Consider the following 24,277-nt stretch of genomic DNA (forward strand, 5'->3'; position numbering starts at 1 on the left):
TCGCGCTTACTGCTGGATATCGGGCTCGACCAGGCGTGCGAGATTGCGCAACGATTCCTGCCAGCCGAGATAGCAGGCTTCCGGCGGGATGAGGTCCGGAATGCCGGCCTGCACCACGTTGAGTTCGGTACCGACTGAAACCTTCGTCAGGGTCACGGTCACGTCCATTTCACCGGGCAGGTTGGCATCGTCGAACTTGTCGGTGTAGCGGATCCGCTGGCCGGGAACGAGCTCCAGATATTCGCCGCCGAAGGAATGGCTGTGGCCGGTCGTGAAGTTGCGGAAGGACATCCTGTGCGTTCCGCCGACGACGGGCTCCAGATGGTGAACAGTGCAGGTGAAACCGTTTGGCGGAAGCCATTTGGCCACGGCATCGGCTTCCAGGAAGGCGCGATAGACCTTGTCTGGCGTGGTCGCAAGGACGCGGTGAAGTTTGATTGTGCTCGGCATGATGATCCTCCTTTGGATTGAACTTTGGCAATGCCTCTAGGACGGGCCTGGTCTTCCCGATCCGACATTGCGACTGTTTTTTTGTTTCCGCCCCTTCGCTGATCATAGGGCAACCGTTCAAAAACTCGACGGCAAAAAGCTGTTTTGATTTTTGCAAATCGATTTGCAAATCGATTTTTTGTGTGTTTTGATGCATTCATGAGCACGATAGGCAAGGTCGCAGAACGGGCAGGAGTATCGCGGACGACAGTCTCGCATGTGCTCAATCATGCCGATCGCGTCTCCCAGGCGCTCAGGGAAAAAGTGCTCGCGGCGGTCGAAGAGCTCGGCTACGTGCCGAACCCGCAGGCCCAGAGCCTGCGCACCGGCAAGACCAATCTGGTCGCCATGCTGATCCCCGATATCCGCAACCCCTTCTATCCCGAGCTCGTCAAGACGGCGCAGTCGGAGATGGAGGCGGCCGGCCTCGACATGCTGATCTTCAATACCGACGTGCCGGGCGGCCATTCGCAGGAGCACGGGCGGGAATATCTGCGCCAGATCCGCAACCGCCGCATCGACGGCCTGATCGTCGGCGATTTCGCCCTGCACGGCATGCACGACGCCCTCTTGGGCATCGACCTGCCGACGGTCTTCATCGGCGACCTGCCGAACCAGGCCGTCGACAGCCTGAAGATCGACGATTTCGGCGGCGGCCGGCTGATGGGACACTATCTGGCGTCCAAGGGCCACAGGCGCATCGCCCATGTCACCGGCCCCTCCTTCTTTGCCGAAGCGATGGCGCGGGCGGCAGGCTTCGAACAGGGCCTGCGCGATGGCGGCGTCGAGCCCGATCCCGCCCTGCGCTTCGAGGGCAGCTATCTCGGTCCCTCGGGCCAGGCCTCGGTCGAGTGGCTGCTTGAACACCACAGGGGCGCCCTGCCCTCGGTCGTCTTCTTCGCCAACTTCCTGATGGCCTCGGGCGCGCTTGCCGAATTCTACGATCGAGGCATCAAGATACCGCAGGACATGGCCGTTGCCGTCTTCGGCGACCAGACGCAGCTCGAATATGTGCGCCCGCGCCTGACCCGCGTCGGCCGCCCGCCGGCAGCGCTCGCCGAGCGCGCCACCGCCATGCTGCTCGAGCGCATGTCAGGACGCTATGACGGGCCGCCGCGCTCGGAAATCATCGCCTGCAGCCTTCAGCCTTTCGATACCGCATGAACAAAAACCGCCTGCTTGCCGGAAGAGGAGCCGGCCTGCAGGTCCATCAACGGGAGGAAGACATGACCGATATCAAGACGCCTGCAAAGAGCATTTCCCGCCGGCAGCTGATCCGCAAGGGTGCGCTGTTCACCGGCGCCGGGCTTGCCGCCGGCCTGACCGGCTTTCCCTATATCAACCGGATGGCGGTGCGCGCTCAATCCGCATCCCTGAAATTCTGGCAGTTCTATGCGCCGGGCGGCCAGGTCGCCAGCCAGGTGGACTGGTTCACCCAGATGATCACCGCCTGGAACGACAGCCACGAGCAGAAGGTGGAGCTCGAATACGTTCCGAACGCCGAATATATCAACGGCCCCAAGCTTGCCACCTCCTTCGCCTCCAATGAAGGCCCCGATATCTTCCTGATCTCGCCCGGCGATTTCCTGCGCTATTACAATGGCGGCGTGCTGCAGGACCTGACACCGCATATCGACGACGCCACCAAGGCGGATTTCCCCGAAAGCGTCATCGCCAACCGCATGGTGGACGGCAAGATCTACGGCGTGCCGATGGAAGTCGAGCCGATGGCCATGTATTACTCGGTCAAGGCATTCGAAGAGGCCGGTCTTAACGAAAACGATGTGCCCAAGACCTGGGACGAGCTGCTCGAAATCGCCAAGAAGCTGACGACGCCGAACCGCTACGGCGTGCTCTTCGAGACCACGCCCGGCTATTACCAGAATTTCACCTGGTACCCGTTCCTCTGGCAGGGCGGCGGCGAATTCCAGACGAAGGATGGCAAGAGCGCCTTCGATTCACCGGCAACCGTACAGGCACTGAAATTCTGGCAGGATGCCGTCAATAGCGGTGCCGCCCCTCGCCAGGTGCTCGGCAACGGCGCCAACGACACGGTGGCCAATCTCGCCGCCGGCTATTGCGCCATCCAGAATGTCGGCATCTGGGGCATTTCGCAGCTCGCCGGCAATGCCAAGGATTTCCCCTACGGCGTCTTCAGGCTGCCGACGCCGGCCAACGGCAAATATGTGACCGTCGGCGGCGGCTGGGCCTTCGTTGCCAATGCCAAGGGCAAGAGCCCGGATGCGGCGGCCGAATTCTGCGCCTGGGCGCTCGCCTCCATGGACAAGGGCTCCGTGCAGCGCGTCGCCGACTGGTGCACCAAGGCGAAATCCGACATGCCGCCGCGCAACAGCGCGCTGAAGGCCGGAGGCGATGCCTTCACTGCCGGCAATATCGGCACCTTTGCGAAGGATATTCACCCCGGGACAAGGGCTGAACCGCGGGTGCCGCCGGAGGTCTACAAGATCATCTCCGACGCCATCCAGCAGACCCAGCTTGGCGGCGCCGATCCGCAACAGACGGCGACCGCAGCTTCCCAGCAGCTCGACGCGTTCCTCGCCTCCTATAGCGGCGCGCCGATCCTCTAGCTGAGAAGCGGGCCGCACGCGAACCCTCGCGTGCGGTCTTTCGGGAGATGCAGATGGATACGGGTATGAGGCCACACCAGAACAAGCCGGATCAAAGCCAGGCCGATCCGGGCACGCCCCTTCGCCGCAAGGGCCTGTCGGCCAAACATCGCGAATGGGTGGCGGGTTATCTCTTCGTGCTGCCGGATGCGATCGGCCTTCTGATTTTCCTCGGCCTGCCGATGGCTCTTTCGCTGGTGCTGGCACTCTTCGAGGTCAACGGCTTCGGCGGCTATCGCTTTGTCGGTTTTGCCAATTTCCTGCGCATGGGCAAGGACCCGCTCTTCTGGCAGGCGGCCCGCGTCACCGCGCTCTATGCCGTCCTGCTCGTGCCGCTTCTCTATGTCTGCGGCCTCGGCCTTGCCCTGCTCGTGCAGAAGACCAACCGTTTCAACGCGGTCATGCGGGCCATGTTCTTCGCGCCGCACATGGTCAGCCTCGTCGTCGTCGCCGTCGTCTGGCAGTTCATGGTGGTCGACAAGATCGGCGTGATCAACAAGCTGACGCCGCTTCTCGGCATATCGGGCATTTCCTTCCTCGGCGATCCGCAATTTGCCCTCGTCACCGTCGTCTTCGTCAGCCTCTGGTTCCTGATGGGCTTCTACATGCTGATCTTCCTCGGCGGGCTGCAGGATATTCCCAAAGAATATTACGAGGCGGCGAAGATCGATGGCGCAAGCCCCTTCCACTGTTTCTGGCACATCACCCTGCCGCTCCTGAAACCCACGAGCTTCTTCGTGCTGATGGTCTCGATGGTGGCGGCCGTCGCCGGCGCCCAGGCCTTCGACATCATCTACGTGATGACCAAGGGCGGGCCGGCCAATTCCACCTCGGTGCTGATCGTCTACATCTACCAGCAGGCCTTTTCCTTCGGCGCCTTCGGTTATGCCGCCGCCATGTCCTCGGTGCTGGTCGTCGTGCTGATGCTGGTCACCGCCATTTTCTTCGTCATGACCAAGGGAGGCCGCTTCAACTATGACTGAGGCCCGCGCTTCATCCTATCCGTCCAACTCGCAGGTGACGATCGTGCGCGTCCTCTGGATGCTCGTGACCGCGATCCTGGCGCTGATGATCCTCTTTCCGCTTCTGTGGATGGTGTCGATCGCCTTCAAGACGCCGGCCGAATCCTTCTCCGCCAACCTGATCCCCGAACATCCCACCCTCGACAATTTCAAATACGTGCTGACCGGCGTTCCCTTCCTGCGCTACATGGCCAACAGCTTCTTCGTGTCGGCGAGCGTCACTGTTATCGCGCTGTTCTTCCACACGATGGCGGGTTATGCGCTGGCGCGCCTGCGCTTTCCAGGCCGCGAGGTGATCTTCCTCGCGATCTTTTCCACCTTCCTCGTGTCGCTGCCCGTCATCATCGTGCCGCTCTTCGTCATCGTGCGCGCCATGGGCATGCTGAACACCTATGCCGGGCTGATCGTACCGGCGATCTTCAACGCCTTCGGCATTTTCCTTCTCAGGCAATATTACCTGTCGCTGCCGCGCGAGATCGAGGAAGCGGCGATTGTCGATGGCGCCGGCTACTGGCGCATCTACTGGAGCATCATCCTGCCGCTTAGCCGGCCGATCATGGCAGCGCTCGCCATCCTGTTTTTCCTGGCCAACTGGAACGCCTTCCTCTGGCCGCTGACGGTCGCCTCCAAGGCCGACCTCTGGGTGGTCCAGGTCGGCATCGCCAACTTCAAGAGCCAGTATTCCGCCTCGTGGAATTACATGATGGCGGCCTCCACGATCGTCGCCATCCCGACCCTCGTGCTCTTCATCATCTTCCAGCGCCAGATCATGGATTCGCTGAAAACCAGCGGACTGAAATAACATCGAGAGGAGATTTGAATGACCCAGGCTGGCATTTCGCCGCTGCGCGGGCTTGCGACACTGAGAAAGGCGAAGACGCGCCGCTTCTCCAGCTACGACCGCACCGGCGGCAATGACGACAGGCTGCATATCGAGCCCGGCAAGACGGTCGTCATCGCCGAACATGCGGGCGCCGGCATCGTCACCCACATCTGGGCGACGCTCGCCTGCGAGAGCGAGAGCTTCCTGCGCAAGATCGTGCTGCGCGCCTATTGGGATGGCGAAGACAGCCCCAGCATCGAAGCGCCGATCGGTGATTTCTTCGGCATGGGCCATGCTCAAACAGGCAATTATGCCAGCCTGCCGATGCAGGCGAGCCCCGAGGACGGCAAGGCCTTCAACTGCTATTTCCCGATGCCCTTTGGCAGCTACATGCGCTTCACCATCACCAATGAAGCCGAGCACGACCTGCTCTTCTACTACTATGTCGATCTCGAGCTGCATGACCGGCTGGAAGATGGGCTCGGCCGCTTCCACGCGCAGTATCGACAGGCGCGCCCCGAGGGCGAAAGCGAGGCGGGTCTCACCAACGAACAGTTCCTCTTCGGCGGCGAGACGACCGACGGCAAGGAGAACTATACGATCCTGGAGGCCGAGGGCCATGGCCACTATGTCGGCGTGCTCTTTTCCGTCTATTCGCGCCGCCGCTCCGATGTCTGGGACTGGTACGGCGAAGGCGACGACATGATCTTCATCGATGGCGAGCCGGGCCTTTCCGTGCCGGATACGGTGCGCAAGCCCGATCCGCGCATCGGCCCGAAAGCAGCCCTCATCGAGCCGCGCGGCGAAAGCAGCCTAGGGGCCAACGACGCCTGGCCGCCTACCCTGCACGGCACCGGCACGGAAGACTATTTCAACACCGCCTGGTGCCCGACGCAGGACTATAGCGGCCCCTATCACGGCATCATCTCCGCCGGCGGCCCGAACTGGACCGAGCCGGTCACCCTCTACCGCTGGCACCTCGAAGACCCCGCGATCTTCCAGAAGCGCATTCGCGTGACGATCGAACACGGCCACGCCAACCGGCGCTCCGACGACATTTCCTCCGTCGCCTTCTGGTACCAGGCCGAACCGCACAAGCCGTTCGATCCGCTGCCGGCGATGGAAGAGCGCGTTCCGACCTTCCGGCGGCCCTATCAGAACTGGAATGCCGCCGCAGCGGCAGCGAAGAAGGGTGGCATGTAGAGCGAGGAGAAAGACCCCTCCCCACAGGTGGGAGGGGCTAAACCGGGGCGCCGCCTCGTTCCTCTCGAAACGTCGAGGATTCGTCTTCGGAACGGCCAGCGTCCGAGGATCTCGCTATGGTAATGACGGCCGAGCCAGAACGAGAAACCGTCGCCGATGATCGCGCCCGCAACGGCTGACAACCCCATATGCAATTTGAAGATAGGCACCCACAAAGGCAGAAATCGCCTCGACCCAGCGCATGATGGCAAGCCCGTTTGTGGGTTCAGAGAATGCCAGTGATAAAGCGGTCCACGCGCGTTTCCGGCTTGTAGAAGGTTTTGACGATGAGGGCCGCGAGGATGCCCGTCAAGGCTCCACCCAGCACATCGCTGAAGTAGTGGATCCCAATGTAGAGGCGCGAGAAGGACACAAGAATTGCCGCCAGAAAGAAGAGAAGCGCGCGCTTTGGCAGATTGTGCAGAAGGAAGGCCGCGGCAATCGCAAACGTCGCCGTCGCATGATCGGAAGGAAATGACGGGTCGCCGCTGCGCTCGATCAGAAGTCGCGTAATTCCCGCATCATACGGCCGGATGCGGTCGTCGAAGAGCAATATGATCTGGTTGATGCCAAGGCCGATCAAGAAGGTCAGGCCGGCGGCGACTAAGGCATGTCGGGTCTTCAACCGTTCCGAGCCGATCCACCACTGAGCGGCGACGGCAACGACGAGCATTGGTACACCATAGGCGGAGACAATGATCATGATTTGATCCAGGGCGCTACTCCCGGACAGTCCGTTGATCCATCCGGTGATTGTCGCGTCGAGTTCATACATGTGATGCCTTCCCTGCTTTCTCTGTGAGACATTCCTACCAATCCCGAAATATCTCTCAGCCGGAGCACATAGCTCTATTGTCTGACATGCACCTGAAATCTCCATCGAACCGCTGCGCTGGCCGTCTCACAATGTGGAAATCTCGCTGTCACCTCTCCGAGACCAGCAAAAGAAGGAGGCCATTGCGGCGCCTGGACGCGGGACGTTCCCACGACCGGGGCCATTGGCGGCGGACGGCCTGAACCCGTCACGAGCCGATGCCCGGTTGCCCGCCGGTCCGGCTTGCCGTTAATCTTGCCACATGCCGCGAAAGAGAAACCAAGACGTCACCTCCTGGTATGAGGCGCCAGCGCCGGATATCTGCCCGCTCTGCGGCCGGGTCGTTCCGGCCGAGCAGCGCGACGAACACCATCTCGTGCCCAAGAGCCGCGGCGGACGGGAAACGCAGGTCCTGCACCGCATCTGCCATCGCCAGATCCACGCACAGTTTTCCGAAGCGGAACTGGAGCGTTCCTATGCAACCGTCGAGGCCCTGCTCGCCCATCCCGCCATCCAGACCTTCGTCGCCTGGGTGAAGAACAAGCCGCCCGGCTTTTACGACGGCACACGGCGGAGCAACCGGCGACGGGAGTAAGGCGGCGGTTGCTCCGCGCGCTTTCATCGCCGCGCCGGCATCTCGTCGGTCCTGCCTGTCGCTAGCCTCTGCGGATGCCGAGCAGCTTGTAGTGCTCGCTGCCGAGATCGCCGTTCTTGGGATAGTTCTGGTAGCAGACCCTGTTCCCCTGATTGCCGCCGAGGATCTTCAGCTTTGCGCCGAGGTCCTCGACGAAGAACCCCACATGGCCGTTCGTTCCGCCTGCCGGACCGCGGGCGAAGACGGCGATGTCGCCTTCCCTGGGGTCGTCGCTCGCATCCTCTCCCCAGTCCTTCCAGCTTCTCGCATCCTGCCGGTCGGTGCCGATCATGCCGGCCTGTTCGACGCAGTAGTTCACGAAGGAGGAACACCAGGCGACGCTGTCGTCGGTTCCGGACCAGTGATTGGTGGTCTTGTGATACATGACGATGCGCGGGTTGTTGGCGCTGCCGGGAACTTCGGCGACACCCTCCGCCAGTTCTTCCCTGGCTTTATCATAGGGCGTGGCACCGACCGTCGATGCAAGCGGGAACCCGCCCGACAGCACCTTGAGGAAGGTTGCGTGCGTGTAGCCGTCGGCAGCGCCGTCGCCGTTCAGATCGACCTTGGCCCAGTCGCCGTTGCGCTCCAGGATGGTCAGCGGCGTGCCGAGCGCAAGCACCTTTTCCACTGCGAAACTCTCGCCCGGCCCACGGCGCAGGTTGAGCCCGCCGGTGGCGCTGACTTCGGCCAGTTCGGAATGGATCTCGACCGCAGCCGCAAGCAGCGGCGAAGCGCCGAGCATCGGGGCCTCGGAAACCGCGCTGGCGCGGAACTGCCCGAAATCCTTCCATTTTCCGCCGACGATATTGCCGTCGTAACCGACCCCCTTGTAGGCCAGCGGCGGATGCACCTGGTAGAGCGCCCATTGGTCGGTCTTCAACATGTCCTTCGTGCCCGACCAGCCGGTTGCCGCTGCCAGCCAGACGAAGTCCGCAAAGCCCGCCTGGCGAACGGCGGCACCGACTGCACCCGAACCATAGACCCCGACACGATGACGGCCGAGCAGCGCCTGCGACACAGCCTGGAAATAGGCCCTGATCGACGCCAGGTCCGGCGCCTTGTAATAATCGTGATCGACTGAGAAATAGATCGCCGAATTCCGCGGCTGCCCGTAGCTCTCGGCAAGATCGAGGGCACGGGCTGCGTCCCTCGCACCGGACTCGGCATCGAGATCGCCAATATTGCCGCCCGCACCGCCGCGCTGCTGAAAGACGATGGCCAGCGACAGGCCCGCATCGAGAATGTTGTCGTATTCGGCCTTTTCGATCCGCTTCTGCGGCAGCTTGTTCGAATTGGTATGGTTATAGTAGCGAATGATGGTTTCGACGCCTTCGGCTTTCAGTTCGTTGGCGTATTGGCCCAATTCCCATGGGCTATCGATGACCTTGTGCATGTCGATTCCCCCCAAACGATTTTGAAAAACTGGCTGAAGCCAAATAGAATTACCAGATACACTTATAAGGTGCAATATATATTGCAGAATATCTTTTCACTTCTTTGCCAGAACCTAAATGAAATCTTGGAATTATACTGGCGCAACAGGACAGGATACGCAGCACTACCTGCCCTTGCCCTTCCGGGCGCGCTTGCCCGCCACCTCGACCAGCCGCCGGAAAGTCGGGCATTCCATATGGGAGGGTGCGGAGCATTCGGCGACGTGGCGCAGCGTATCGCTGAGCGCGGTCAGCTCCCGGATCTGGCGGTCGATCTCGTCGGCCTTCTGGTGCAGCGCGGCGCGCGGCAGGTCCGGCGCGCCGGTCTTGCCGACCATGTCCGATATTTCCTCGAGCGAGAATCCGGCCGTCTTGCCCATGGCGATCAGCTTCAACTGCAACAGCACATCTGGCGCGAACTGGCGGCGCAGCCCGTGGCGGAAGACAGAGGTGATGAGCCCGACCTCCTCATAGTAGCGCAGCGCCGAAGGCTTGATTCCGCTGCGTGCGCAGACTTCTCCGATATCCAGAAATTTCATGCTTGACCTCAAGTCGGCTTGAATTCGTAGCCTGCTCCTGAACGACATTTCAAGCAAGAGGACATCGATATGGATCAGGCGGAAATGAATGGATCGGAGCGAAGGGAAAGACGCGGCGCCACACTGGCGCTCTCGCTTTCCATGCTGCTCGCCTCGCTCGGCACCAGCATCGCCAACATCGCCCTACCCGATCTGGCAAAGGCCTTTTCGGCACCCTTTGCGGAGGTGCAGGGCGTCGTCGTCAGCTATCTCGCAGCCTTGACGATTTCGGTCGTCGTCGCCGGCCGGCTCGGCGATCTCTATGGGCTGAAGCGCATGCAGCTTGCGGGCCTTACTCTCTTTGCCGTGGCTTCGCTGCTTTCGGCAATGGCACCCGATCTGCCGCTGCTGATGGCGGCCCGCGCGGTTCAAGGCGTCGGTGCGGCCTTCCTGATGACGATCTCGATGGCGCTGACGCGCGAGACCGCAAGCGAGGCGCGCATCGGCCGCGCCATGGGCCTGCTCGGCACCGTTTCCGCCCTTGGCACGGCGCTCGGGCCCTCGCTCGGCGGCGCGCTGATCCCCCTTGCCGGCTGGCGCGGCATCTTCTGGGTCCAGGTTCCGCTGGCGGCACTTGCGCTGACCCTGGCGATCGCGGCGCTGCCGGCTGACAGGGCCAGGGGCAAGGCACGCCCGGCGAATATGTTTGCCGTGATGGAAAGGCGCCTCCTCCCCAATCTCGTCGTCAATATCGTGGTGGCGGCCGTGATGATGGCGACGCTGGTGGTCGGCCCCTTCTATCTCGGCCTGGCACTCGGTCTGAAAGCCGCTTCGGTCGGCCTCGTCATGTCGGTCGGCCCCGTCATTTCCATCGTCAGTGGTGTTCCCTCCGGCCGGCTGGTCGATGCCTGGGGCGCGCGCGCCGTGCTTTCGATCGGCCTCGCCCTGCTCGCCGCCGGCGCCTTCCTGCTGGCGATCCTCCCGCAGATCCTGGATGTCGCGGGCTATATTGCCGCCATCATCGTGCTGACGCCCGGCTATCAGCTTTTCCAGGCCGCCAACAATACCGCCGCCCTCGCCGATGTGCCGAAGGTGCGGCGCGGCATGGCCTCCGGCCTGCTCGGACTGTCACGCAATATCGGCCTGATGGCGGGCGCATCCCTCATGGGCGCGGTCTTTGCCTATGGCGCCGGCACCGGGGATTTCATTCATGCGGCACCGGCCGCGATTTCGGCCGGCATGCAGCTGACCTTCCTGCTCGCCGGCGGGCTGATGATTGGCGCCATCGCAGTCGTCTTCGCTGGCGCCTTTGAGCGGAGATCGGCCAGAGCATGACAATTGCCGACCTGTCTCGGGCGGAGCGCCGCACCGTCCGGGTTGCCATTACCAAAGCAGCCGCACCGACATGCCGCCATCGACGATTGTCGAGCTGTCTGTCATGAAGTCCGAGAGGTCCAACCCTTCCAAAAACCTCTTGCAGGTGCAACCATATGACGCTGACGACAAGGACGCATTGAAGCGCGATACAGCCTTCGGAGGAATTGATGCACTACACACTTCATGCGGCGCCCGGCTCCTGTGCTTTTGCGCCTCACATCCTGTTGGAGGAAATAGGGAAGCCCTATTCGCTGGCGTTAATGTCTCCAGGCCATCCAGAAACCAAGACTGAGGAATTCCGTCGATTGAACCCGAAAGGGCGAATCCCTGTTCTTGCTGCCGAGAATTTCATCCTCACGGAAGCGCCGGCAATCCTGTTGCACCTCGGTCTGGAAAATCCCGATTCCGGGCTCCTGGGAACGGATCCGATCGACATCGTCCGTTCCGTCGAATGGTTTAACTGGCTGTCGAGCGCGGTTCACGCCGTCGCCGTCCGCATGATCTGGCGTGCCGACTTTTTCTTACCGGATGAATCGATGCACCCGCCCCTGGTAGACAAGGGAAAAGAGCATTTAACCTCCGCTTTTGCACTTGTAGAAACCAGATTGAAGGACCGGGTTTGGGCAGTCGGAGAGCATTACTCGATTGTTGATCCCTATCTGCTCGTATTCTTCAGATGGGGAAATCGCATGGCCATAGATATGCAGAATGCCTACCCTGCCTGGACCTCCCATGCTCGCCGCCTGGAGGGCCGCGCGGCAGTACAGCGAGCCATATCGCAGGAAGGAATATCCCTCTGGAAGTAGAATTTCAATTGCATCATGCGAAGATTGGCAAGGCAGCTCAGGTAAATACGGCAATGCAGACGGCGGTCCAGAGCAACCCCGTCCCCAGTACCATCGCTCGCCTGGCGACGGCGACCTTGTCTGGCTCGTCCTCCGCCACAGGCGTGGTCACGATCCAGGGCACGCAACCAAGTGCGGCAAATCCGAGGACGGCGACGATCAGCACGAGATAATCGACGGCACGCCAGCTCCCCTGTTCATAGACACCCCAGTAACCCAGAAAGGCCATTCCGACCGCAAACATGGTGGCGGATGCGGAGCAGAGCCCCGTGACCGACCCGGTAGGCGCACGCAAATTGCTTTTTTCACGTGTCTGCGAATTCATGAGGCAATATCCACACCGGTTGGCTGTCCCGCGGCGAATATGTCAGGAATCGAGCGCGGCGTGAAGCGCTGGCGACCTACTGGAATGGCCGCGAACTTTCCCGCCTCGGGCGGCGCGACCACCGCCCGAGACCAATGCGGCTAGAGCAGCCGGACCGACATGCCGCCATCGACGATCATCGGGCTGCCGGTCATGAAGCTCGACTGGTCCGACAGCAGGAAGAGCGCTGCCTGTGCGATCTCCTTCGCTGCGGCCATCCGCTTCATCGGATGCAGGCCCGAGATATAATCGAGGAATTCGGGGTTGTTCTCTCCACCTGCCGGCGTGATCGTTCCGCCGGGAAGCAGGCTGTTGATCCTGATTCCGTCGGCCGCGTAATCGGCGGCGACCGATTGCACGAGGCCAATCAGGCCTGCCTTGGAGGCTGCGTAAGCCCCCATGCCGGGCAGGCCGCCATTGCTGTATCCGACGAAGGACGAGGTGAAGACGATCGAGCCGCTGCGCTGTGCCTTCATCACCGGCAGCTGCGCCTTCAGCGCGAAGAAGGCGCTCGTCAGGTTGGTGGACATCACCGCCTCCCAATTGGCAGCGCTCATCTCCGAAAACGCCCCCATCTCGCCGACGATGCCGGCATTGTTGAAGGCGCCGTCGAGCCGGCCATAGGCATCGAGCGCCCGGTCGACGAGCGCCTGCGCATAGGCTTCATCACGCACGTCACCGGCCAGAGACGTTGCCATGCCGCCCATTTCGATGATCTCGGAAACGAGCTCCGAGAGGGTCTGCGCCCGCCGCGCACCAAGCACGAGCTGTGCGCCCTTCGCCGCAAACAGCCGGGCGGCAGCCGCCCCGATGCCGCTGCTTGCACCTGAAATGATGATGACCTTGTCTTCGAGTTCCATATCCGAGCCTCCTGTTTTCATGGCAACGGAGGCGTAGGAAATATGAGAAGCGGCAGCCACCCGATTCCGGATCGGCGACCCGCCACCCGACGAGGAACCCGTTAACCATCTCCCGCTCTCTAGGACTATGGTCCGACGAATGACGGACCTCGGTCCGATGCACGCTCCGCGTTTCGCGCCTAACATCGTTCTCATCCTGATGGCCGCTTTCCAGAATCGGCCATCTCACGATTTTCGATGAATTATCCTGCGAGGGAGACCCGGATGCGTATCGCAACTCTTGCGTCCATAGCCGCGCTTTCGATTGCCATGGCTTCCAGCCCGCTGACGATCACCGGCACCGATGTTGCCGCGATGGCAAAGGGCGGTGGAAACGGTGGCGGCAACGGCGGCGGCAATGGTGGAGGTAATGGCGGCGGCAACGGTGGCGGTAACGGCAGCAGCAACAGTGGCGGCAATGGCGGCGGACAAAGCGGCAGCCACGAGAACCGCGGCCACCAGTCCGGCAATTCGAAGACGGGCAACTCATCGCACGACAATTCGAAATCCGAAAACGAGGCCAGGGGCAAATCCGGCGAAGCGAAGACAAAATCGCTGGCAGCGAAAAACGCGCCTGCCGAGATCAGGCACAAGAACCTCGCCTCCGAGTTCAAGGGCCTCAACTCTCTCAACCGCAGCTACAAGGCCTATCTGCACACGTCCGATCCGAAGATGACCGCGATTGCTGCCTACGCGGTTGCCTATGCCCAGTTCGAACTCGACAACGGCATTGAACCCTCGGTCGACGATCCCGTCCTCGGCGATGACGCCTTGGAGGATGCGCTCGCTTCCGCCACGCGTCATGGCGAAGTGAGCCCGGCGGTCCTCGCCGAGGCCAAGGCCATTCTGGGCGTCGGTGATGCCGACGGCAAGATTGACCAGATCCGTGAATCCCTGTCCGACTCCGCCCCGACCTCGGCAGGGAATTAACGGCCGCTCGATCCGCCGGGCGGCATACCCGGCGGATCGATTGCACCTGTCATGGGTTTTCCCACGGTCAGGATAATTTCTTCCCCCTCGCAATTCCCATTCGCCGCGCCGACGCGCGCCAGAGCGCCACGACTCGAATCTCTTTCGACTAGCTTTGCAAAGATCGGCGCCGGCGCAGATGCCGCTTCAGGAAATCTGCTTTGCAAGGAGCGGAACGGCCCTGTCCGCATCGACGAGCAGCCAACCAAGCTTTTCGTAGAAGGCCACCGCATCCGGTGCGGCGTGAACTTCCAGCTGCGTGATGCCTCTGTCGGTGGCGAGCCGTTCAAGAGCCTCCATCATGGCTCTGCCAATTCCCTGCCGCTGATATTGCGGAATGATTGCGACGAGGCGCACGGTTGCAGGGTCGCCACCCACGAGCCCGATATCCAGCCGGACAGTGCCAACCGGGACATCGTCGTAGATGAACAGCAGCGGAAGATGATTTTCCCGATGCTCGTCCGGATGATCCTCATCATAGCCCGCCTGGCCACGCAGTTCGAAGAGAACGTGACGTCTGATCGCGTGATATGCCTGCCACTGGTTTCTGTCCTGCACCTGCAGCAACTGCATTTTCATCGCCTGCTTGCCTCAGTCATTTTGATCGCAACCGTCATCTACGCGTGGATTTGCCGTACCGTACTGATCCCACCCTGTCCTGCAATAGACGCCTCTGGCCAACATCGGGCAGAGACCATGAACCGATATTTTCTCGTCACGACCACCTGAGCCTTGCCCGGTATCGAGCCGAAACCGGAAAACCCGCAAAAAATCTCTTGAGCCGGACCCAGCGTCATAGCTTAGAAACGGTTCCGACAGATCGCGGGAGGCCTGATGGACGCCAAGGGACGGGACGAAAACTGGCTGACGGCGGCGCAATGCGCCGAGCGGATCGGCATCACGGTGCGCGCGCTGAGGCTCTATGAAGAAACCGGGCTCATCCGGCCGCCGCGTACGGGAAAGAACTGGCGGCTTTACGGAACAAGGGAAATTGCACGGCTCACCGAGATCCTGGCGCTGAAGCGGCTGGGGCTCAGCCTGCAGGACATCGCCCGGCTGCTCGCCGGCCACGCGACCGATCTCGACCGCATGCTCGCCATGCAGAACCACGCCCTGCAGGAGCAACTGACCCGCACGCAGCACAGCCTCGCCGTGACAGACGCGCTGCGGGCGAAGATGGCTGCAGGCGACATTCTCTCGATCGATGAACTGCTGAAGCTCGCAAAGGACACGAACATGACCGATACCTCAGCCGATGCCATAGCCTGGCGTCGTTATGAGCAGGCGCGACCGCGCACCGAACAGAAGATCGACCCTGCGCTCTATGCCGATTATGCCGGACACTATCATCTGGATACGTCGGCCTATGTGGTAAGCCTGCGCGACGGGCGGCTCTTCACGCGCTTGACCGGTCAGCCGGAGCTGGAAATCTTCGCCGAGGATGCCGACCGCTTCTTCTACAAGGCGGTTCAGGCACAGATCACCTTTACCCGCAACGAAAGCGGCGCTGTCACCGGCCTCGTGCTGCACCAGCACGGCTATGAACAGGCAGCATCCCGCATCGACGAACGCGCCGCGACCGATCTGGAAGAGGCGATTGCCACGCGCATCCGCGACAAGCAGCCGGTGGAAAACAGCAAGGCGCTGCTGGAACAGGTCATCGAACAGCACCAGCGCGGCGAACCCGACTATGAGCGGATGAGCCCGCCGCTCGCCGCCCTCGCACGCGAACAAGCTGCCATGATCAAGGCCGATCTCGATCGCATGGGGCCGCTCAGGGACATATCCTTCAAGGGCGTGACCGCAGAAGGCTGGGATGTCTACGACGTGACCTTCGACAACGGCCATCTCGAATGGGGTTTCGCGCTGGCGGCAGACGGAAGATTCGGAGGCATCTTCATTCGCCCCTCGCTGTGATCAGTCACGGGGCAGACGTCCCTGCCCCGCCTCAAGCCTGCTCCTCGATCGCCGCCTGCGCCACTTGAGCCGCCCCGCCATTGATCCGTGTGGCGATCAGATGTCCGACCGCCACCGCCCCGATGCAGAGCACGACGGAGGCCGCGACATTGATGCAGGCCCGCACCGTGGCGCCCGAGCGCAGCAGGTCGAGCGTCTGCAGGCTGAAGGAGGAGAAGGTGGTGTAGCCGCCGCAGAGGCCGATCATCACGAAGAGGCGCATATTGTCGGAGACCGGAAAACGGCCATTGGCGAGCGTCAGCGTGCTGAACAGGCCGATGATCAGCGAGCCCGTGACATTGATGATAACGGTGCCCCAGGGCAGATCGCGGCTGACGGGCATGGCGAGGACGGATACGGCGTAACGCGCAAAGGTGCCGAGGGCACCGCCGGCCATGACGATAAGGCAGGTATAGAAGGACATGCTCGCTCCAAAATATCAGGGCGGGCAATAAAAAACCCGCCTTGCGGCGGGCTCCGGACAGATTCCCACCGCGGTTAAACACGGTAGGAGTCATCAGCCTTGTGGGCGGTTTCGGGGGCACTCCATCCCCATCGGTGCGATCTATAACGCGAGCTGCCATGAAGTGGCAAGGGGTGGACTGCGTGACAGTGCAGGCTCGAACCCTCCCCATTCCTGTTTCCTCATGCGGGCACGAGAGCTGTCAAAGAGATCGGGCAGCGGCGCACCAGCGCGGCGAGAGACTCATCTACCATGGGAGTGGAAAAAAATCTTTCCTGGCCAAGGACTTGGGCAGGCTGGTCGCTTTGAGATCTCTCGTGCCAGCACGAGGAAACAGGGTGGCGGTGTCGAATGCAGCTCCTTCTGTTGCACTTTCATCCCCCCATTCCCTCCCCGGTCTTGCCCGAGGAGGGAACGAGGTAAGCGCCGGCCGCCGCCCCTCGCGTTGCAGCCGGCGGGGTAACTCATGCGCGCATGGTCTGCCGGGCCGTCTGGGGACCGAACTCCGAGGCGATCTCGCTCACGAGATCGGCCGGGAAGCCGCCTTCGCGGGCGTGGCGGTAGACGGTTTCAGCGCTATCGGCCTCATGCACGCAGTAGATCTTGTCGCCGGCGACATAGCTGGTGATCCAGGTATAGGGCCGGTCGAGGCCCTCGACGACCTGGTTCGACTTGGCGGAAATGTTGCACAGGTCTTCCGAGGTGAGCTTGCTTGCGCCGGGAATATTGCGTTCGATAAGATATCTGGGCATGGCGACCTCCTGTTCGCATCCATGTTGACGAGACGGACGCTAGGCCTATGCCGGGGTCGGCGCATCGGGATATCTCCCCATTTTCTGGCGCTCGCCGCCCTATTTTGACACGCTCCCCTATTCCCAGCCGCCGACGATGCTGGCAATAATCCGCCATGCGGCTAATCGAGCGCGCCCCCAATCTCGATCATCTTCAGTCGTTGTTGCGCGAAGCCGCCGACGGCAGTGGCAGGGTCGTGCTTCTGGAAGGGGAAGCGGGTGCGGGAAAATCCTCCCTCGCCGCAGCCTTCGCCGGCGCCGTGCCCGAGGATACCCGCGTTCTCTCCGGCGCCTGCGAGAATTTCGGCACGGCCGAGCCGCTCGGCCCCTGGCGCGATATTGCCCGGCAAGCCCGCTGGTCGCTGACAAGGGTCACCGGCGGCAACTGGATCGCCCTTTTCTCCGAAGTGCTCGATCTCCTGACAGATGGTGGCCGGCCGACATTGCTCGTCATCGAGGATATTCACTGGGCCGATGACGCCACGCTGAACCTCATCCGCTATATCGGCCGGCGCATCCGCCACACCTGCCTGCTGCTGGTCGCAACAGCGCGGAATGACGATACGCCGGGCCAGACGCGACTCAGGCGGCTGCTGGCCGATATTCCGCCCGCCCACTGGCTGCGCATCACCGTCCCGCCGCTATCGAAGGCGGCCGTGCTGGAGCTTGCCGACAGCAAGGGCCTCGATGGCGAAGCGATCTTCAGCGCCACCGGCGGCAATGCCTATTTCGTCAGCGAGCTCGTGGACTGCGCCGGCAGCGACAGCCTGCCTCCATTCAACCGCGACCAGCTGCCGGCAACCATCCGCGATGCCGTGCTGGCGCGGGCCGATATCCTTGACGAGCATGACAGGGAAGCGCTCTGGGCCGCCTCAACCTCGCCCGATGCCTTTGCGCCCGAACTGATCGAGGCGATCTGCGGCAGCACCGCCCGCGCCTCGCTCGAGGCCTGCACCGCCTGCGGGCTTCTGGTGCCAGCCGGTGGCAAGGGCAGCAACCTCCTCATGTTCCGCCATGAGATCGCCAGGCAGGCCATCGAGCAATCGCTGCCGCCGCTGCGCCGCCGGGCGCTGCATGAAAAGGCGCTCGCCTATTTCCGCGACCGGCCGGAGGCCTCGGTCGCGCGCATGGTCCACCATGCCAACGAGGCGCAGGACATGAGCGCGATCTCGGAACTTGCCCCGAAGGCTGCGGCCGATGCCGGCAGGCTCGGCGCCCACCGGCAGGCGATGCGCCATTACGAGCTGGCGCTCGCCCATGCCGGCGACCTGAGCGATGCCACCCGCGCCTGCCTCTACGAGGGCTATGCCTTCGAATGCCACCTGACCGGCCAGATGGAACGGGCCATTGCCGCCCAAACCAGCGCGCTTGCGCTCTACCGCGCGCTCAGCGACATCAGGCATGTCGGCGACAACCTGCGCTGGCTGTCGCGGCTGAGCTATCTTGCCGGAGACCGCAAGGGCGCCGATGCCTTCGGCCGCGAGGCGGTTGACGTGCTGGAGCAGGCCGCAAGCCCCGCCGAACTCGCCATGGGCTATTCCAACCTGTCGCAGCTCGGCATGCTGGCCGGTGACGCCGAAACCGCCACACTCTACGGCGAGCGCGCCATCGCGCTGGTGACATCGGACGATATCGCCAGGCCCGAGGTCCTCTGCCATGCGCTGAACAATGTCGGCACCGCCATCTGCTGGCGCGAGCCGGACCGCGCCCGCCAAACGCTCGATCAGGCGCTGGCGATCGCTCTCGACCACGGCTTCCAGGAGCATGCTGCCCGTGCCTTCACCAACCGCGCCTGGGTGGAAATCCGGCTCCACGCATTTGATGCCGCCGAGGATGTGCTGACGCGGGGCATCGCCTATTGCATCGAGCATGACCTCGATACATGGCGCGACTACATGCGCGGCGAGCTTGCGGAACTGCTGACCGTCCTCGGCCGCTGGGACGAAGCGACGGCCGCGGCGCAAGCCGTGGTCGACAACCAGAACGCCCCGGCGCTATGCCGCTACCCCTCGCTCGTGGCGCTGGCGACGCTGAAAACGCGGCGCGGCGAACCAGCGGACGAGCTCCTGCAGGAAATGGCGAAATTCCTCGAAAACACCTTCGAGTTCCAGCGCCTGTCCGCCCATGCCGCGCTGGTGGCCGAGCGCGCCTGGCTCGGCCTCTGCGACCGGGAGGAGGCGCTCGCCGGTCTGCGGCAGGCCGCTTCCCTCTGCAGCGACGATGCCGCCGGCTCGATGATCGGCTTCTGGGCGCATATTCTCGAAGAAACCGGCCTTGCGCCTGACGGCGACGATGGCGACGCAGCCGTGATCGCCATGCTGAGAGGCCGATGGCAGGAGGCTGCCGATATCTGGACGGACCGCCGCGCGCCCTATCTCACCGCCCTCGCCTTGCTCGACGGCGACAATGACGCGCTCTACCGGGCCCTGGCGACGCTGGAGGCCCTCGGCGCCACTCCCGTCGTCACCCACGTGAAGGAACTGATCCGCAAGCGCGGCGGCCGGCTTGCGACGCGCGGCCCCCGCGCCAGCACCCAGGCCAACGCCGCCGGCCTCACCACGCGGGAAATGGACGTGCTGCGGCTGATCGACGAGGGCCGCTCCAATGCCGAGATCGGCGCGCGCCTGTTCGTTTCGGCCAAAACCGTCGATCACCACATCTCCTCGATCCTCGCCAAGCTGAATGCGAAATCGAGGGGCCAAGCGGCGGCCGAGGGGCGCAGGCTGCGGCTATTGCAGTAGAAAGGACGCCCCTGCCCGGACCGCGCCGTCCATCAGGATCACTCCGCAATGCGGCCAGCAACGGCCATTGCCGATGCAGCGCCTTGCGCAATGCCGATAAGATTTTCTAATCCGGACATATTGCAAACAAGCTCGAATGGAGGATTTTTATTTGCGCCTGCCGAGCTATTCACAAATCTATAGATTGACCTAAAGTTTTCCGACCGCACAGCTATAGTATAGCAAGATTAATTATTAAAAATTATCTTGACGCGCACCTTCCGCGATAGTTTAATTACAAAATGCCACCCCACCGAGAGGGTGGACATTGAAACGGGGGCTTGTCGCATGAGCAATAAGAGCCGCGTGATCCTCTTGGCCGCATTTTCATCCTTCCTTGGCCCATTGGCGGCCAATGCGGCGAACCATCCATATCAAGGCATTTGCGAGGCCTCGGCCGCAGCCATGGTCGACAAGTCGCATATGGCGGTCGCGAGCGATGATTTCTCCGCGATCATGATCTATGAGCGGGAGAAGCCTGAGCCGGTGGCGAAATTCCCGGTCGACGATGTGACTGACATCGAAGGCGCCGCGCGTATCGGCGACACCATATTCTGGCTGACGTCCCATTCGCTGAACAGCAGCGGCGAAGACAAGAAAAAGCGCAAGGAACTGTTTGCAACGACCGTATCGGCCGACGGGACATTGTCCGGTTCCGGCGAGGTCTATCGCAATCTTCGTGCGGACATGGCCGCAGCGCTCAAGCTCAGCGAGGATGATTTAAAGACCCACGTCAACATCGAGGGCCTGGCGGCGACACCGGAAGGGCATCTCCTGATCGGCCTGCGCGGACCCGTGCCCGATAATCGCGCCATCGTGCTCGAGCTCGCCAATCCGATGCCGCTGGTCAAGCTGGGTCCCGGCGACGTGGGCTCTCCCATAATTACCCAGGTCGTCACGATGGACCTTTCCGACGGCCCGGCAACGACAGGCCGCGGCGTGCGTGACATTGAGCGTGTCGGCAACCGCTATCTCGTGCTTGCCGGCTCCGAACCCGATGGCGGCAATCCTCCGCCCAAGCTTTTCTGGTGGGACGGAAATGCCGATGGCCGCGTGACACCGGGTCCCGATGCGGATTTCTCCGGAATGACGCCGGAAGCGATCATGGTCTGGAACGATCACGAGGGCGAAATCCTCAGTGACAGCGGCGGCGCGATGATCAAGGGAGTGGCCTGCGCCGACAAGGATCCACCCAAGGACGCGTTCTTTCCGGCCATCGACGTGAAATTCTGAGTTTCGCCAGTGTTTGATCCGGCAAGGCAAGTGCCATCGGGAGGGGAAAGGCATGGCTTACATTTTGTCCGTCGGCGCGTTCGGTAACGACGTCCGCCGTCTTCAGGAATATCTCAATCAGGAGCTATCGGCGTCCTTGGGCACGGACGGCTCCTACGGCGGGAAAACCAAGGAAGAGGTTATCCGCTTCCGGAGGAAGTTCGGGCTTCCGGAAAGTCCGACATTTGACGACCAATGTTTCGCGATTTCCGAAGCGCACGCCGATATCAAACCCGATTTCGATCCGGATCCGGCAAAAAAGGGTATCGACTGGCCAAAGAAGAAGCCGGGCCTGTCATCGCCAAGCGCCGCGGACATGCAGTCAAAATGCGGTGTCATAAAGTTCAATCATAGCCCGGTTTCCGGCAATCCGGAGCACATCACGATCACCAACGGTTTCGAGGCGAGCAATATAACGACCGTGAACATTCCGGAGCTGAAAGATTGCGTCATTCCCTTGGATTCGGGCGTCACGAAAACCGACGGACGCATCCGTTTCCACAAGAACCACACGACGCGGCTCGCCAAGCTTTTCTCTGAATGGGCCGCGGCCGGGCTGGCAAACCGGATCCAGACCTTCGACGGCAGTTTCAATGCCCGCCTGAAGCGGGGCAAGACGAAAGCTGCTCCGGAGAATTTATCCAATCACGCATGGGGAACCGCCTTCGACATCAACGCGACGTGGAACGCGCGGGGAACCATACCCGCTTTGATGGGAGACCGCGGCTGCGTGCGCGAGATGGTCGCGATTGCCAATGCCAATGGATTTTACTGGGGCGGCTATTTCACCACGAAAGACGGCATGCATTTCGAAGTCGCCGCCGAAAGCCTCTGAGCTTTTCTTTCAGATGTCCTCGGCCGGCGGCGTCAGCCGGCCTTGTTCTCGGTGCTGCCCGTGTGGCCCGCCACCTCGAACAACTGCGGCACGGCCGGGTTCCTGGCGGCGCGCGGCGCGCAGAGCACGACATCGAATTCCGGGGCGTCGTCGAGCGTCCTCGACACCACGCCCTCGGCCAGATCATCGCACAGCGATTGCGGGATCAGCGCCACGCCCAGCCCCTCCTGTACCAGCCGGATGATCGTGTGCTGCAGGCGCGGCTCGAAGGCAAAGTTCGGCACGACGCCGCCAGCCGCGCAATAATGGACGATTGCCGTGCGCAGCGTCGGCGCGACGGTCGCGGGTGCTGCGATCAGCCTTTCGCCCGCAAGCGACTGCGGTCCGATGGTTTCGGCCCCGGCCAGCCGATGGCCCCGGGGCACGATCAGGCACAGCCGATCGCGGGCAAGCAGCAGCGTGCGCAGATGCGGCGCGGGACCCCCGCCGAAAGTGACGGCGGCATCAAGCGTTCCCTCTGCCAGCATCTCCTCGATATCGGTCGGAATGCGCTCTTCCAGGATGAGGCGCACATCCGGCCGCGCCTGCGAATAGAGCCGCACGAGAGCTGGAATGACGCTATGAGCGGCATGCATCATGAAGCCGAGCTTCAGCTCGCCCTTCATGCCGCTGGCAACCAGCTGCACATCGCGGCAGGCGGCATCGAAGCCTTCGAGAACGGCGCGGCAATCGGCGAGGAAATGCTGGCCGGCTGGTGTGAGCGCGACATTGCGCGAATTGCGCTCGAAGAGCTGCACGCCAAGCGTCTTTTCGATGGCCGATATCTGCCGGCTGAAGGGCGGCTGGCTCATGTTCATGCGCTGGGCCGCATTGCCGAAATGCAGGGTTTCGGCGAGCGCCACGAAATAGCGCATATGACGCGTGTCCATTCGATACCTCAAAAGTATCAATCAATGCTCAAGATGACATTGGATTATCTTGATCCCGCACGCTAGGCAAGGATCGCCCTCAAGCGACCTGCCCCGAGTTACACCTGATGCTGACGAACCTTTCGATTGTCCTGCCGATCTTTGCCCTCATCCTCGCCGGCTGGATCGCCCGCAAGACCGGGGCGCTCAGTGAAAATGCCACGCGCGAGGTCAACCGGCTGGTCGTCTATCTCGCCTTGCCCGCGCTGCTCTTCGATATCATGGCCAATGCCAAACCCGCCGAGATCTGGCAGCCGGGCTTCATGACGGCATTTACCGCAGGCTGCGCCGTCATCTTCTGCGCCACGCTCTTCTGGCGCATCGCCAAAGGCCGGCATCTCGCCGATGCGGCGATCGACGGGCTGAATGCCAGCTATGCCAATACCGGTTTCATCGGCTTTCCGCTCGTCCTGTCACTGATCGGCGACACCGGCATGGCGCCGGTGCTGATCTCCACCATCCTCACCGTCTGCGTGCTCTTTGCCGTCGCCATCATCCTCATCGAAGGCGGGCTGCAATCGGAGACCCGGCGGCGCGACATCGCCATCAAGACGGCCCGCTCGCTTGCGAAAAACCCGCTGCTTGTCGCACCCGCCCTCGGCGCGCTGGTAATGTTTTCGGGTGTGACGCTCCCCGCTCCCGTTCATGCCTTTCTGAAGCTGCTCGGCGGCGCCGCCTCGCCCTGCGCGCTGATCGCCCTCGGCCTGTTTCTGGCCGGCACCAGGGCCGGTGAAACCAGCGCCCGCGCAACGACGACAAGCATAATCGTCGGCCTGAAGCTGATTGCCCAGCCCGCCGTCACCTGGGTCATCGCCGCGCCCCTCCTCAACCTGCCGCCGACCGCCACCCATACCGCCGTGCTGCTCGCGGCCCTGCCGACCGGTACCGGCCCCTTCATGCTGGCGGAATTCTACGGCCGCGAGGCAAGCCTGACAGGCCGCGTCGTGCTCGCCTCGACCGTGCTTTCGGTGCTGACGATTTCAGCCTATCTGGCGCTGGCGGGACGGGTGTAACGCGATTTTGATCTGCGACCTGCCTTGGGCAGGCGGCCGACCTCCGCTCCCGTCATCCCCGTGTGCTTGTTACAGGAATAGTCGAAGGTGCACGCAGTGCCCGTGCCCCCCTCATTCGGGCGCCAACCCAACCTTCCTCA

23 protein-coding genes and 2 pseudogenes are annotated in these 24,277 nt (G+C 62.4%); 15 read left to right on the forward strand and 10 right to left on the reverse strand.

Annotated features, from left to right (window positions below; all coding sequences use genetic code 11):
- Positions 1 to 6: 6 nt before the first annotated feature.
- Positions 7 to 450 carry an SRPBCC family protein gene (locus LVY75_22905; GenBank protein XAZ21670.1) on the reverse strand — a complete coding sequence of 148 codons (444 nt, stop codon included), beginning with the start codon at positions 448 to 450 and terminating at the stop codon, positions 7 to 9.
- Between the two features lie 198 nt (positions 451 to 648).
- Here LVY75_22905 and LVY75_22910 point away from each other — a divergent pair, with 198 nt between their 5' ends.
- From LVY75_22910 to LVY75_22930, 5 genes are all read left to right on the forward strand, one after another.
- Complete coding sequence (locus LVY75_22910) at positions 649 to 1,653, forward strand: LacI family transcriptional regulator (GenBank protein XAZ21671.1); 1,005 nt, start codon at positions 649 to 651, stop codon at positions 1,651 to 1,653.
- A gap of 62 nt (positions 1,654 to 1,715) precedes the next feature.
- The gene (locus tag LVY75_22915; GenBank protein ID XAZ21672.1) at positions 1,716 to 3,077 is read left to right on the forward strand and encodes a sugar ABC transporter substrate-binding protein; all 1,362 of its coding nucleotides are present in this window, start codon (positions 1,716 to 1,718) and stop codon (positions 3,075 to 3,077) included.
- Between the two features lie 53 nt (positions 3,078 to 3,130).
- A complete protein-coding gene (locus LVY75_22920) occupies positions 3,131 to 4,099 on the forward strand; it encodes a sugar ABC transporter permease (protein XAZ21673.1) in 969 nt (322 codons plus the stop codon).
- A complete protein-coding gene (locus LVY75_22925) occupies positions 4,092 to 4,940 on the forward strand; it encodes a carbohydrate ABC transporter permease (protein XAZ21674.1) in 849 nt (282 codons plus the stop codon). Before LVY75_22920 ends, LVY75_22925 begins: the two co-directional genes overlap by 8 nt.
- An 18-nt stretch (positions 4,941 to 4,958) precedes the next feature.
- Positions 4,959 to 6,164 (forward strand): DUF2961 domain-containing protein, encoded by a 1,206-nt coding sequence (locus tag LVY75_22930; protein XAZ21675.1) that lies wholly within the window; start codon positions 4,959 to 4,961, stop codon positions 6,162 to 6,164.
- 265 nt (positions 6,165 to 6,429) lie between these two features.
- On the opposite strand, the gene LVY75_22935 is transcribed toward LVY75_22930, so the two are convergent.
- Positions 6,430 to 6,978 carry a phosphatase PAP2 family protein gene (locus LVY75_22935; protein XAZ25806.1) on the reverse strand — a complete coding sequence of 183 codons (549 nt, stop codon included), beginning with the start codon at positions 6,976 to 6,978 and terminating at the stop codon, positions 6,430 to 6,432.
- A 301-nt stretch (positions 6,979 to 7,279) separates the two neighbouring features.
- On the opposite strand from LVY75_22935, the gene LVY75_22940 reads away from it, so the two are divergent.
- On the forward strand, positions 7,280 to 7,612 hold the full coding sequence (locus LVY75_22940) for an HNH endonuclease (GenBank protein XAZ21676.1): 333 nt from the start codon (positions 7,280 to 7,282) through the stop codon (positions 7,610 to 7,612).
- Between the two features lie 61 nt (positions 7,613 to 7,673).
- On the opposite strand, the gene LVY75_22945 is transcribed toward LVY75_22940, so the two are convergent.
- Together LVY75_22945 and LVY75_22950 are read right to left on the reverse strand one after the other, a co-directional pair.
- Entirely contained in the window at positions 7,674 to 9,047 is a 1,374-nt protein-coding gene (locus LVY75_22945) for a TIGR02594 family protein (protein ID XAZ21677.1), read from the reverse strand.
- 165 nt (positions 9,048 to 9,212) lie between these two features.
- Positions 9,213 to 9,626, reverse strand: a complete 414-nt coding sequence (locus tag LVY75_22950) for a helix-turn-helix domain-containing protein (protein ID XAZ21678.1) — start codon at positions 9,624 to 9,626, stop codon at positions 9,213 to 9,215.
- A gap of 69 nt (positions 9,627 to 9,695) precedes the next feature.
- Here LVY75_22950 and LVY75_22955 point away from each other — a divergent pair, with 69 nt between their 5' ends.
- Together LVY75_22955 and LVY75_22960 are read left to right on the forward strand one after the other, a co-directional pair.
- A complete protein-coding gene (locus LVY75_22955) occupies positions 9,696 to 10,940 on the forward strand; it encodes an MFS transporter (protein ID XAZ21679.1) in 1,245 nt (414 codons plus the stop codon).
- 209 nt (positions 10,941 to 11,149) lie between these two features.
- Positions 11,150 to 11,788, forward strand: a complete 639-nt coding sequence (locus tag LVY75_22960; protein XAZ21680.1) for a glutathione binding-like protein — start codon at positions 11,150 to 11,152, stop codon at positions 11,786 to 11,788.
- A gap of 37 nt (positions 11,789 to 11,825) precedes the next feature.
- Here LVY75_22960 and LVY75_22965 read toward each other — a convergent pair whose 3' ends face one another.
- Positions 11,826 to 12,152 carry a hypothetical protein gene (locus tag LVY75_22965; GenBank protein XAZ21681.1) on the reverse strand — a complete coding sequence of 109 codons (327 nt, stop codon included), beginning with the start codon at positions 12,150 to 12,152 and terminating at the stop codon, positions 11,826 to 11,828.
- 140 nt (positions 12,153 to 12,292) lie between these two features.
- Positions 12,293 to 13,051 (reverse strand): SDR family oxidoreductase, encoded by a 759-nt coding sequence (locus tag LVY75_22970; GenBank protein XAZ21682.1) that lies wholly within the window; start codon positions 13,049 to 13,051, stop codon positions 12,293 to 12,295.
- Between the two features lie 264 nt (positions 13,052 to 13,315).
- On the opposite strand from LVY75_22970, the gene LVY75_22975 reads away from it, so the two are divergent.
- Positions 13,316 to 14,020: a hypothetical protein gene (locus LVY75_22975; protein ID XAZ21683.1), complete on the forward strand. Its 705-nt coding sequence runs from the start codon at positions 13,316 to 13,318 to the stop codon at positions 14,018 to 14,020.
- Positions 14,021 to 14,206: 186 nt separating this feature from the next.
- Here the strand turns inward: LVY75_22975 and LVY75_22980 are convergent, their stop codons facing one another.
- Positions 14,207 to 14,632, reverse strand: coding sequence for a GNAT family N-acetyltransferase (locus LVY75_22980; GenBank protein ID XAZ21684.1), 426 nt, complete (start codon positions 14,630 to 14,632; stop codon positions 14,207 to 14,209).
- A 261-nt stretch (positions 14,633 to 14,893) separates the two neighbouring features.
- Here LVY75_22980 and LVY75_22985 point away from each other — a divergent pair, with 261 nt between their 5' ends.
- Positions 14,894 to 15,976, forward strand: coding sequence for a MerR family transcriptional regulator (locus LVY75_22985; protein ID XAZ21685.1), 1,083 nt, complete (start codon positions 14,894 to 14,896; stop codon positions 15,974 to 15,976).
- 31 nt (positions 15,977 to 16,007) lie between these two features.
- On the opposite strand, the gene crcB is transcribed toward LVY75_22985, so the two are convergent.
- Both crcB and LVY75_22995 read right to left on the reverse strand, forming a co-directional pair.
- Positions 16,008 to 16,439, reverse strand: a complete 432-nt coding sequence (gene crcB / locus LVY75_22990; GenBank protein ID XAZ21686.1) for a fluoride efflux transporter CrcB — start codon at positions 16,437 to 16,439, stop codon at positions 16,008 to 16,010.
- A gap of 503 nt (positions 16,440 to 16,942) precedes the next feature.
- A complete protein-coding gene (locus LVY75_22995; GenBank protein ID XAZ21687.1) occupies positions 16,943 to 17,230 on the reverse strand; it encodes a DUF4242 domain-containing protein in 288 nt (95 codons plus the stop codon).
- A 155-nt stretch (positions 17,231 to 17,385) separates the two neighbouring features.
- Here LVY75_22995 and LVY75_23000 point away from each other — a divergent pair.
- The 4 genes and pseudogenes from LVY75_23000 to LVY75_23015 all read left to right on the forward strand — a co-directional run bounded on the left by LVY75_23000 (position 17,386) and on the right by LVY75_23015 (position 22,156).
- Positions 17,386 to 17,553, forward strand: a pseudogene (locus tag LVY75_23000) (ATP-binding protein).
- A 2,268-nt stretch (positions 17,554 to 19,821) separates the two neighbouring features.
- Positions 19,822 to 19,950 (forward strand): annotated as a pseudogene (locus LVY75_23005) (helix-turn-helix transcriptional regulator).
- Positions 19,951 to 20,337: 387 nt separating this feature from the next.
- Positions 20,338 to 21,282 (forward strand): DUF3616 domain-containing protein, encoded by a 945-nt coding sequence (locus tag LVY75_23010; protein XAZ21688.1) that lies wholly within the window; start codon positions 20,338 to 20,340, stop codon positions 21,280 to 21,282.
- Between the two features lie 52 nt (positions 21,283 to 21,334).
- Positions 21,335 to 22,156, forward strand: coding sequence for a M15 family metallopeptidase (locus LVY75_23015; protein ID XAZ21689.1), 822 nt, complete (start codon positions 21,335 to 21,337; stop codon positions 22,154 to 22,156).
- Between the two features lie 32 nt (positions 22,157 to 22,188).
- Here the strand turns inward: LVY75_23015 and LVY75_23020 are convergent, their stop codons facing one another.
- Positions 22,189 to 23,085 (reverse strand): LysR family transcriptional regulator, encoded by an 897-nt coding sequence (locus tag LVY75_23020; GenBank protein XAZ21690.1) that lies wholly within the window; start codon positions 23,083 to 23,085, stop codon positions 22,189 to 22,191.
- A gap of 107 nt (positions 23,086 to 23,192) precedes the next feature.
- Here LVY75_23020 and LVY75_23025 point away from each other — a divergent pair, with 107 nt between their 5' ends.
- The gene (locus tag LVY75_23025) at positions 23,193 to 24,137 is read left to right on the forward strand and encodes an AEC family transporter (protein XAZ21691.1); all 945 of its coding nucleotides are present in this window, start codon (positions 23,193 to 23,195) and stop codon (positions 24,135 to 24,137) included.
- Positions 24,138 to 24,277 lie beyond the last annotated feature (140 nt).

The organism is Sinorhizobium sp. B11 (genome assembly GCA_039725955.1).
Taxonomy (GTDB): Bacteria; Pseudomonadota; Alphaproteobacteria; order Rhizobiales; family Rhizobiaceae; genus Rhizobium.

Excerpts from the sequence above, each read along its gene's own strand:
- LVY75_22905 (XAZ21670.1), bottom strand. The coding sequence starts at position 450 with ATGCCGAGCACAATCAAACTTCACCGCGTCCTTGCGACCACGCCAGAC.
- LVY75_22910 (XAZ21671.1), top strand. The coding sequence starts at position 649 with ATGAGCACGATAGGCAAGGTCGCAGAACGGGCAGGAGTATCGCGGACG.
- LVY75_22915 (XAZ21672.1), top strand. The coding sequence starts at position 1,716 with ATGACCGATATCAAGACGCCTGCAAAGAGCATTTCCCGCCGGCAGCTG.
- LVY75_22920 (XAZ21673.1), top strand. The coding sequence starts at position 3,131 with ATGGATACGGGTATGAGGCCACACCAGAACAAGCCGGATCAAAGCCAG.
- LVY75_22925 (XAZ21674.1), top strand. The coding sequence starts at position 4,092 with ATGACTGAGGCCCGCGCTTCATCCTATCCGTCCAACTCGCAGGTGACG.
- LVY75_22930 (XAZ21675.1), top strand. The coding sequence starts at position 4,959 with ATGACCCAGGCTGGCATTTCGCCGCTGCGCGGGCTTGCGACACTGAGA.
- LVY75_22935 (XAZ25806.1), bottom strand. The coding sequence starts at position 6,978 with ATGTATGAACTCGACGCGACAATCACCGGATGGATCAACGGACTGTCC.
- LVY75_22940 (XAZ21676.1), top strand. The coding sequence starts at position 7,280 with ATGCCGCGAAAGAGAAACCAAGACGTCACCTCCTGGTATGAGGCGCCA.
- LVY75_22945 (XAZ21677.1), bottom strand. The coding sequence starts at position 9,047 with ATGCACAAGGTCATCGATAGCCCATGGGAATTGGGCCAATACGCCAAC.
- LVY75_22950 (XAZ21678.1), bottom strand. The coding sequence starts at position 9,626 with ATGAAATTTCTGGATATCGGAGAAGTCTGCGCACGCAGCGGAATCAAG.
- LVY75_22955 (XAZ21679.1), top strand. The coding sequence starts at position 9,696 with ATGGATCAGGCGGAAATGAATGGATCGGAGCGAAGGGAAAGACGCGGC.
- LVY75_22960 (XAZ21680.1), top strand. The coding sequence starts at position 11,150 with ATGCACTACACACTTCATGCGGCGCCCGGCTCCTGTGCTTTTGCGCCT.
- LVY75_22965 (XAZ21681.1), bottom strand. The coding sequence starts at position 12,152 with ATGAATTCGCAGACACGTGAAAAAAGCAATTTGCGTGCGCCTACCGGG.
- LVY75_22970 (XAZ21682.1), bottom strand. The coding sequence starts at position 13,051 with ATGGAACTCGAAGACAAGGTCATCATCATTTCAGGTGCAAGCAGCGGC.
- LVY75_22975 (XAZ21683.1), top strand. The coding sequence starts at position 13,316 with ATGCGTATCGCAACTCTTGCGTCCATAGCCGCGCTTTCGATTGCCATG.
- LVY75_22980 (XAZ21684.1), bottom strand. The coding sequence starts at position 14,632 with ATGCAGTTGCTGCAGGTGCAGGACAGAAACCAGTGGCAGGCATATCAC.
- LVY75_22985 (XAZ21685.1), top strand. The coding sequence starts at position 14,894 with ATGGACGCCAAGGGACGGGACGAAAACTGGCTGACGGCGGCGCAATGC.
- crcB (XAZ21686.1), bottom strand. The coding sequence starts at position 16,439 with ATGTCCTTCTATACCTGCCTTATCGTCATGGCCGGCGGTGCCCTCGGC.
- LVY75_22995 (XAZ21687.1), bottom strand. The coding sequence starts at position 17,230 with ATGCCCAGATATCTTATCGAACGCAATATTCCCGGCGCAAGCAAGCTC.
- LVY75_23010 (XAZ21688.1), top strand. The coding sequence starts at position 20,338 with ATGAGCAATAAGAGCCGCGTGATCCTCTTGGCCGCATTTTCATCCTTC.
- LVY75_23015 (XAZ21689.1), top strand. The coding sequence starts at position 21,335 with ATGGCTTACATTTTGTCCGTCGGCGCGTTCGGTAACGACGTCCGCCGT.
- LVY75_23020 (XAZ21690.1), bottom strand. The coding sequence starts at position 23,085 with ATGGACACGCGTCATATGCGCTATTTCGTGGCGCTCGCCGAAACCCTG.
- LVY75_23025 (XAZ21691.1), top strand. The coding sequence starts at position 23,193 with ATGCTGACGAACCTTTCGATTGTCCTGCCGATCTTTGCCCTCATCCTC.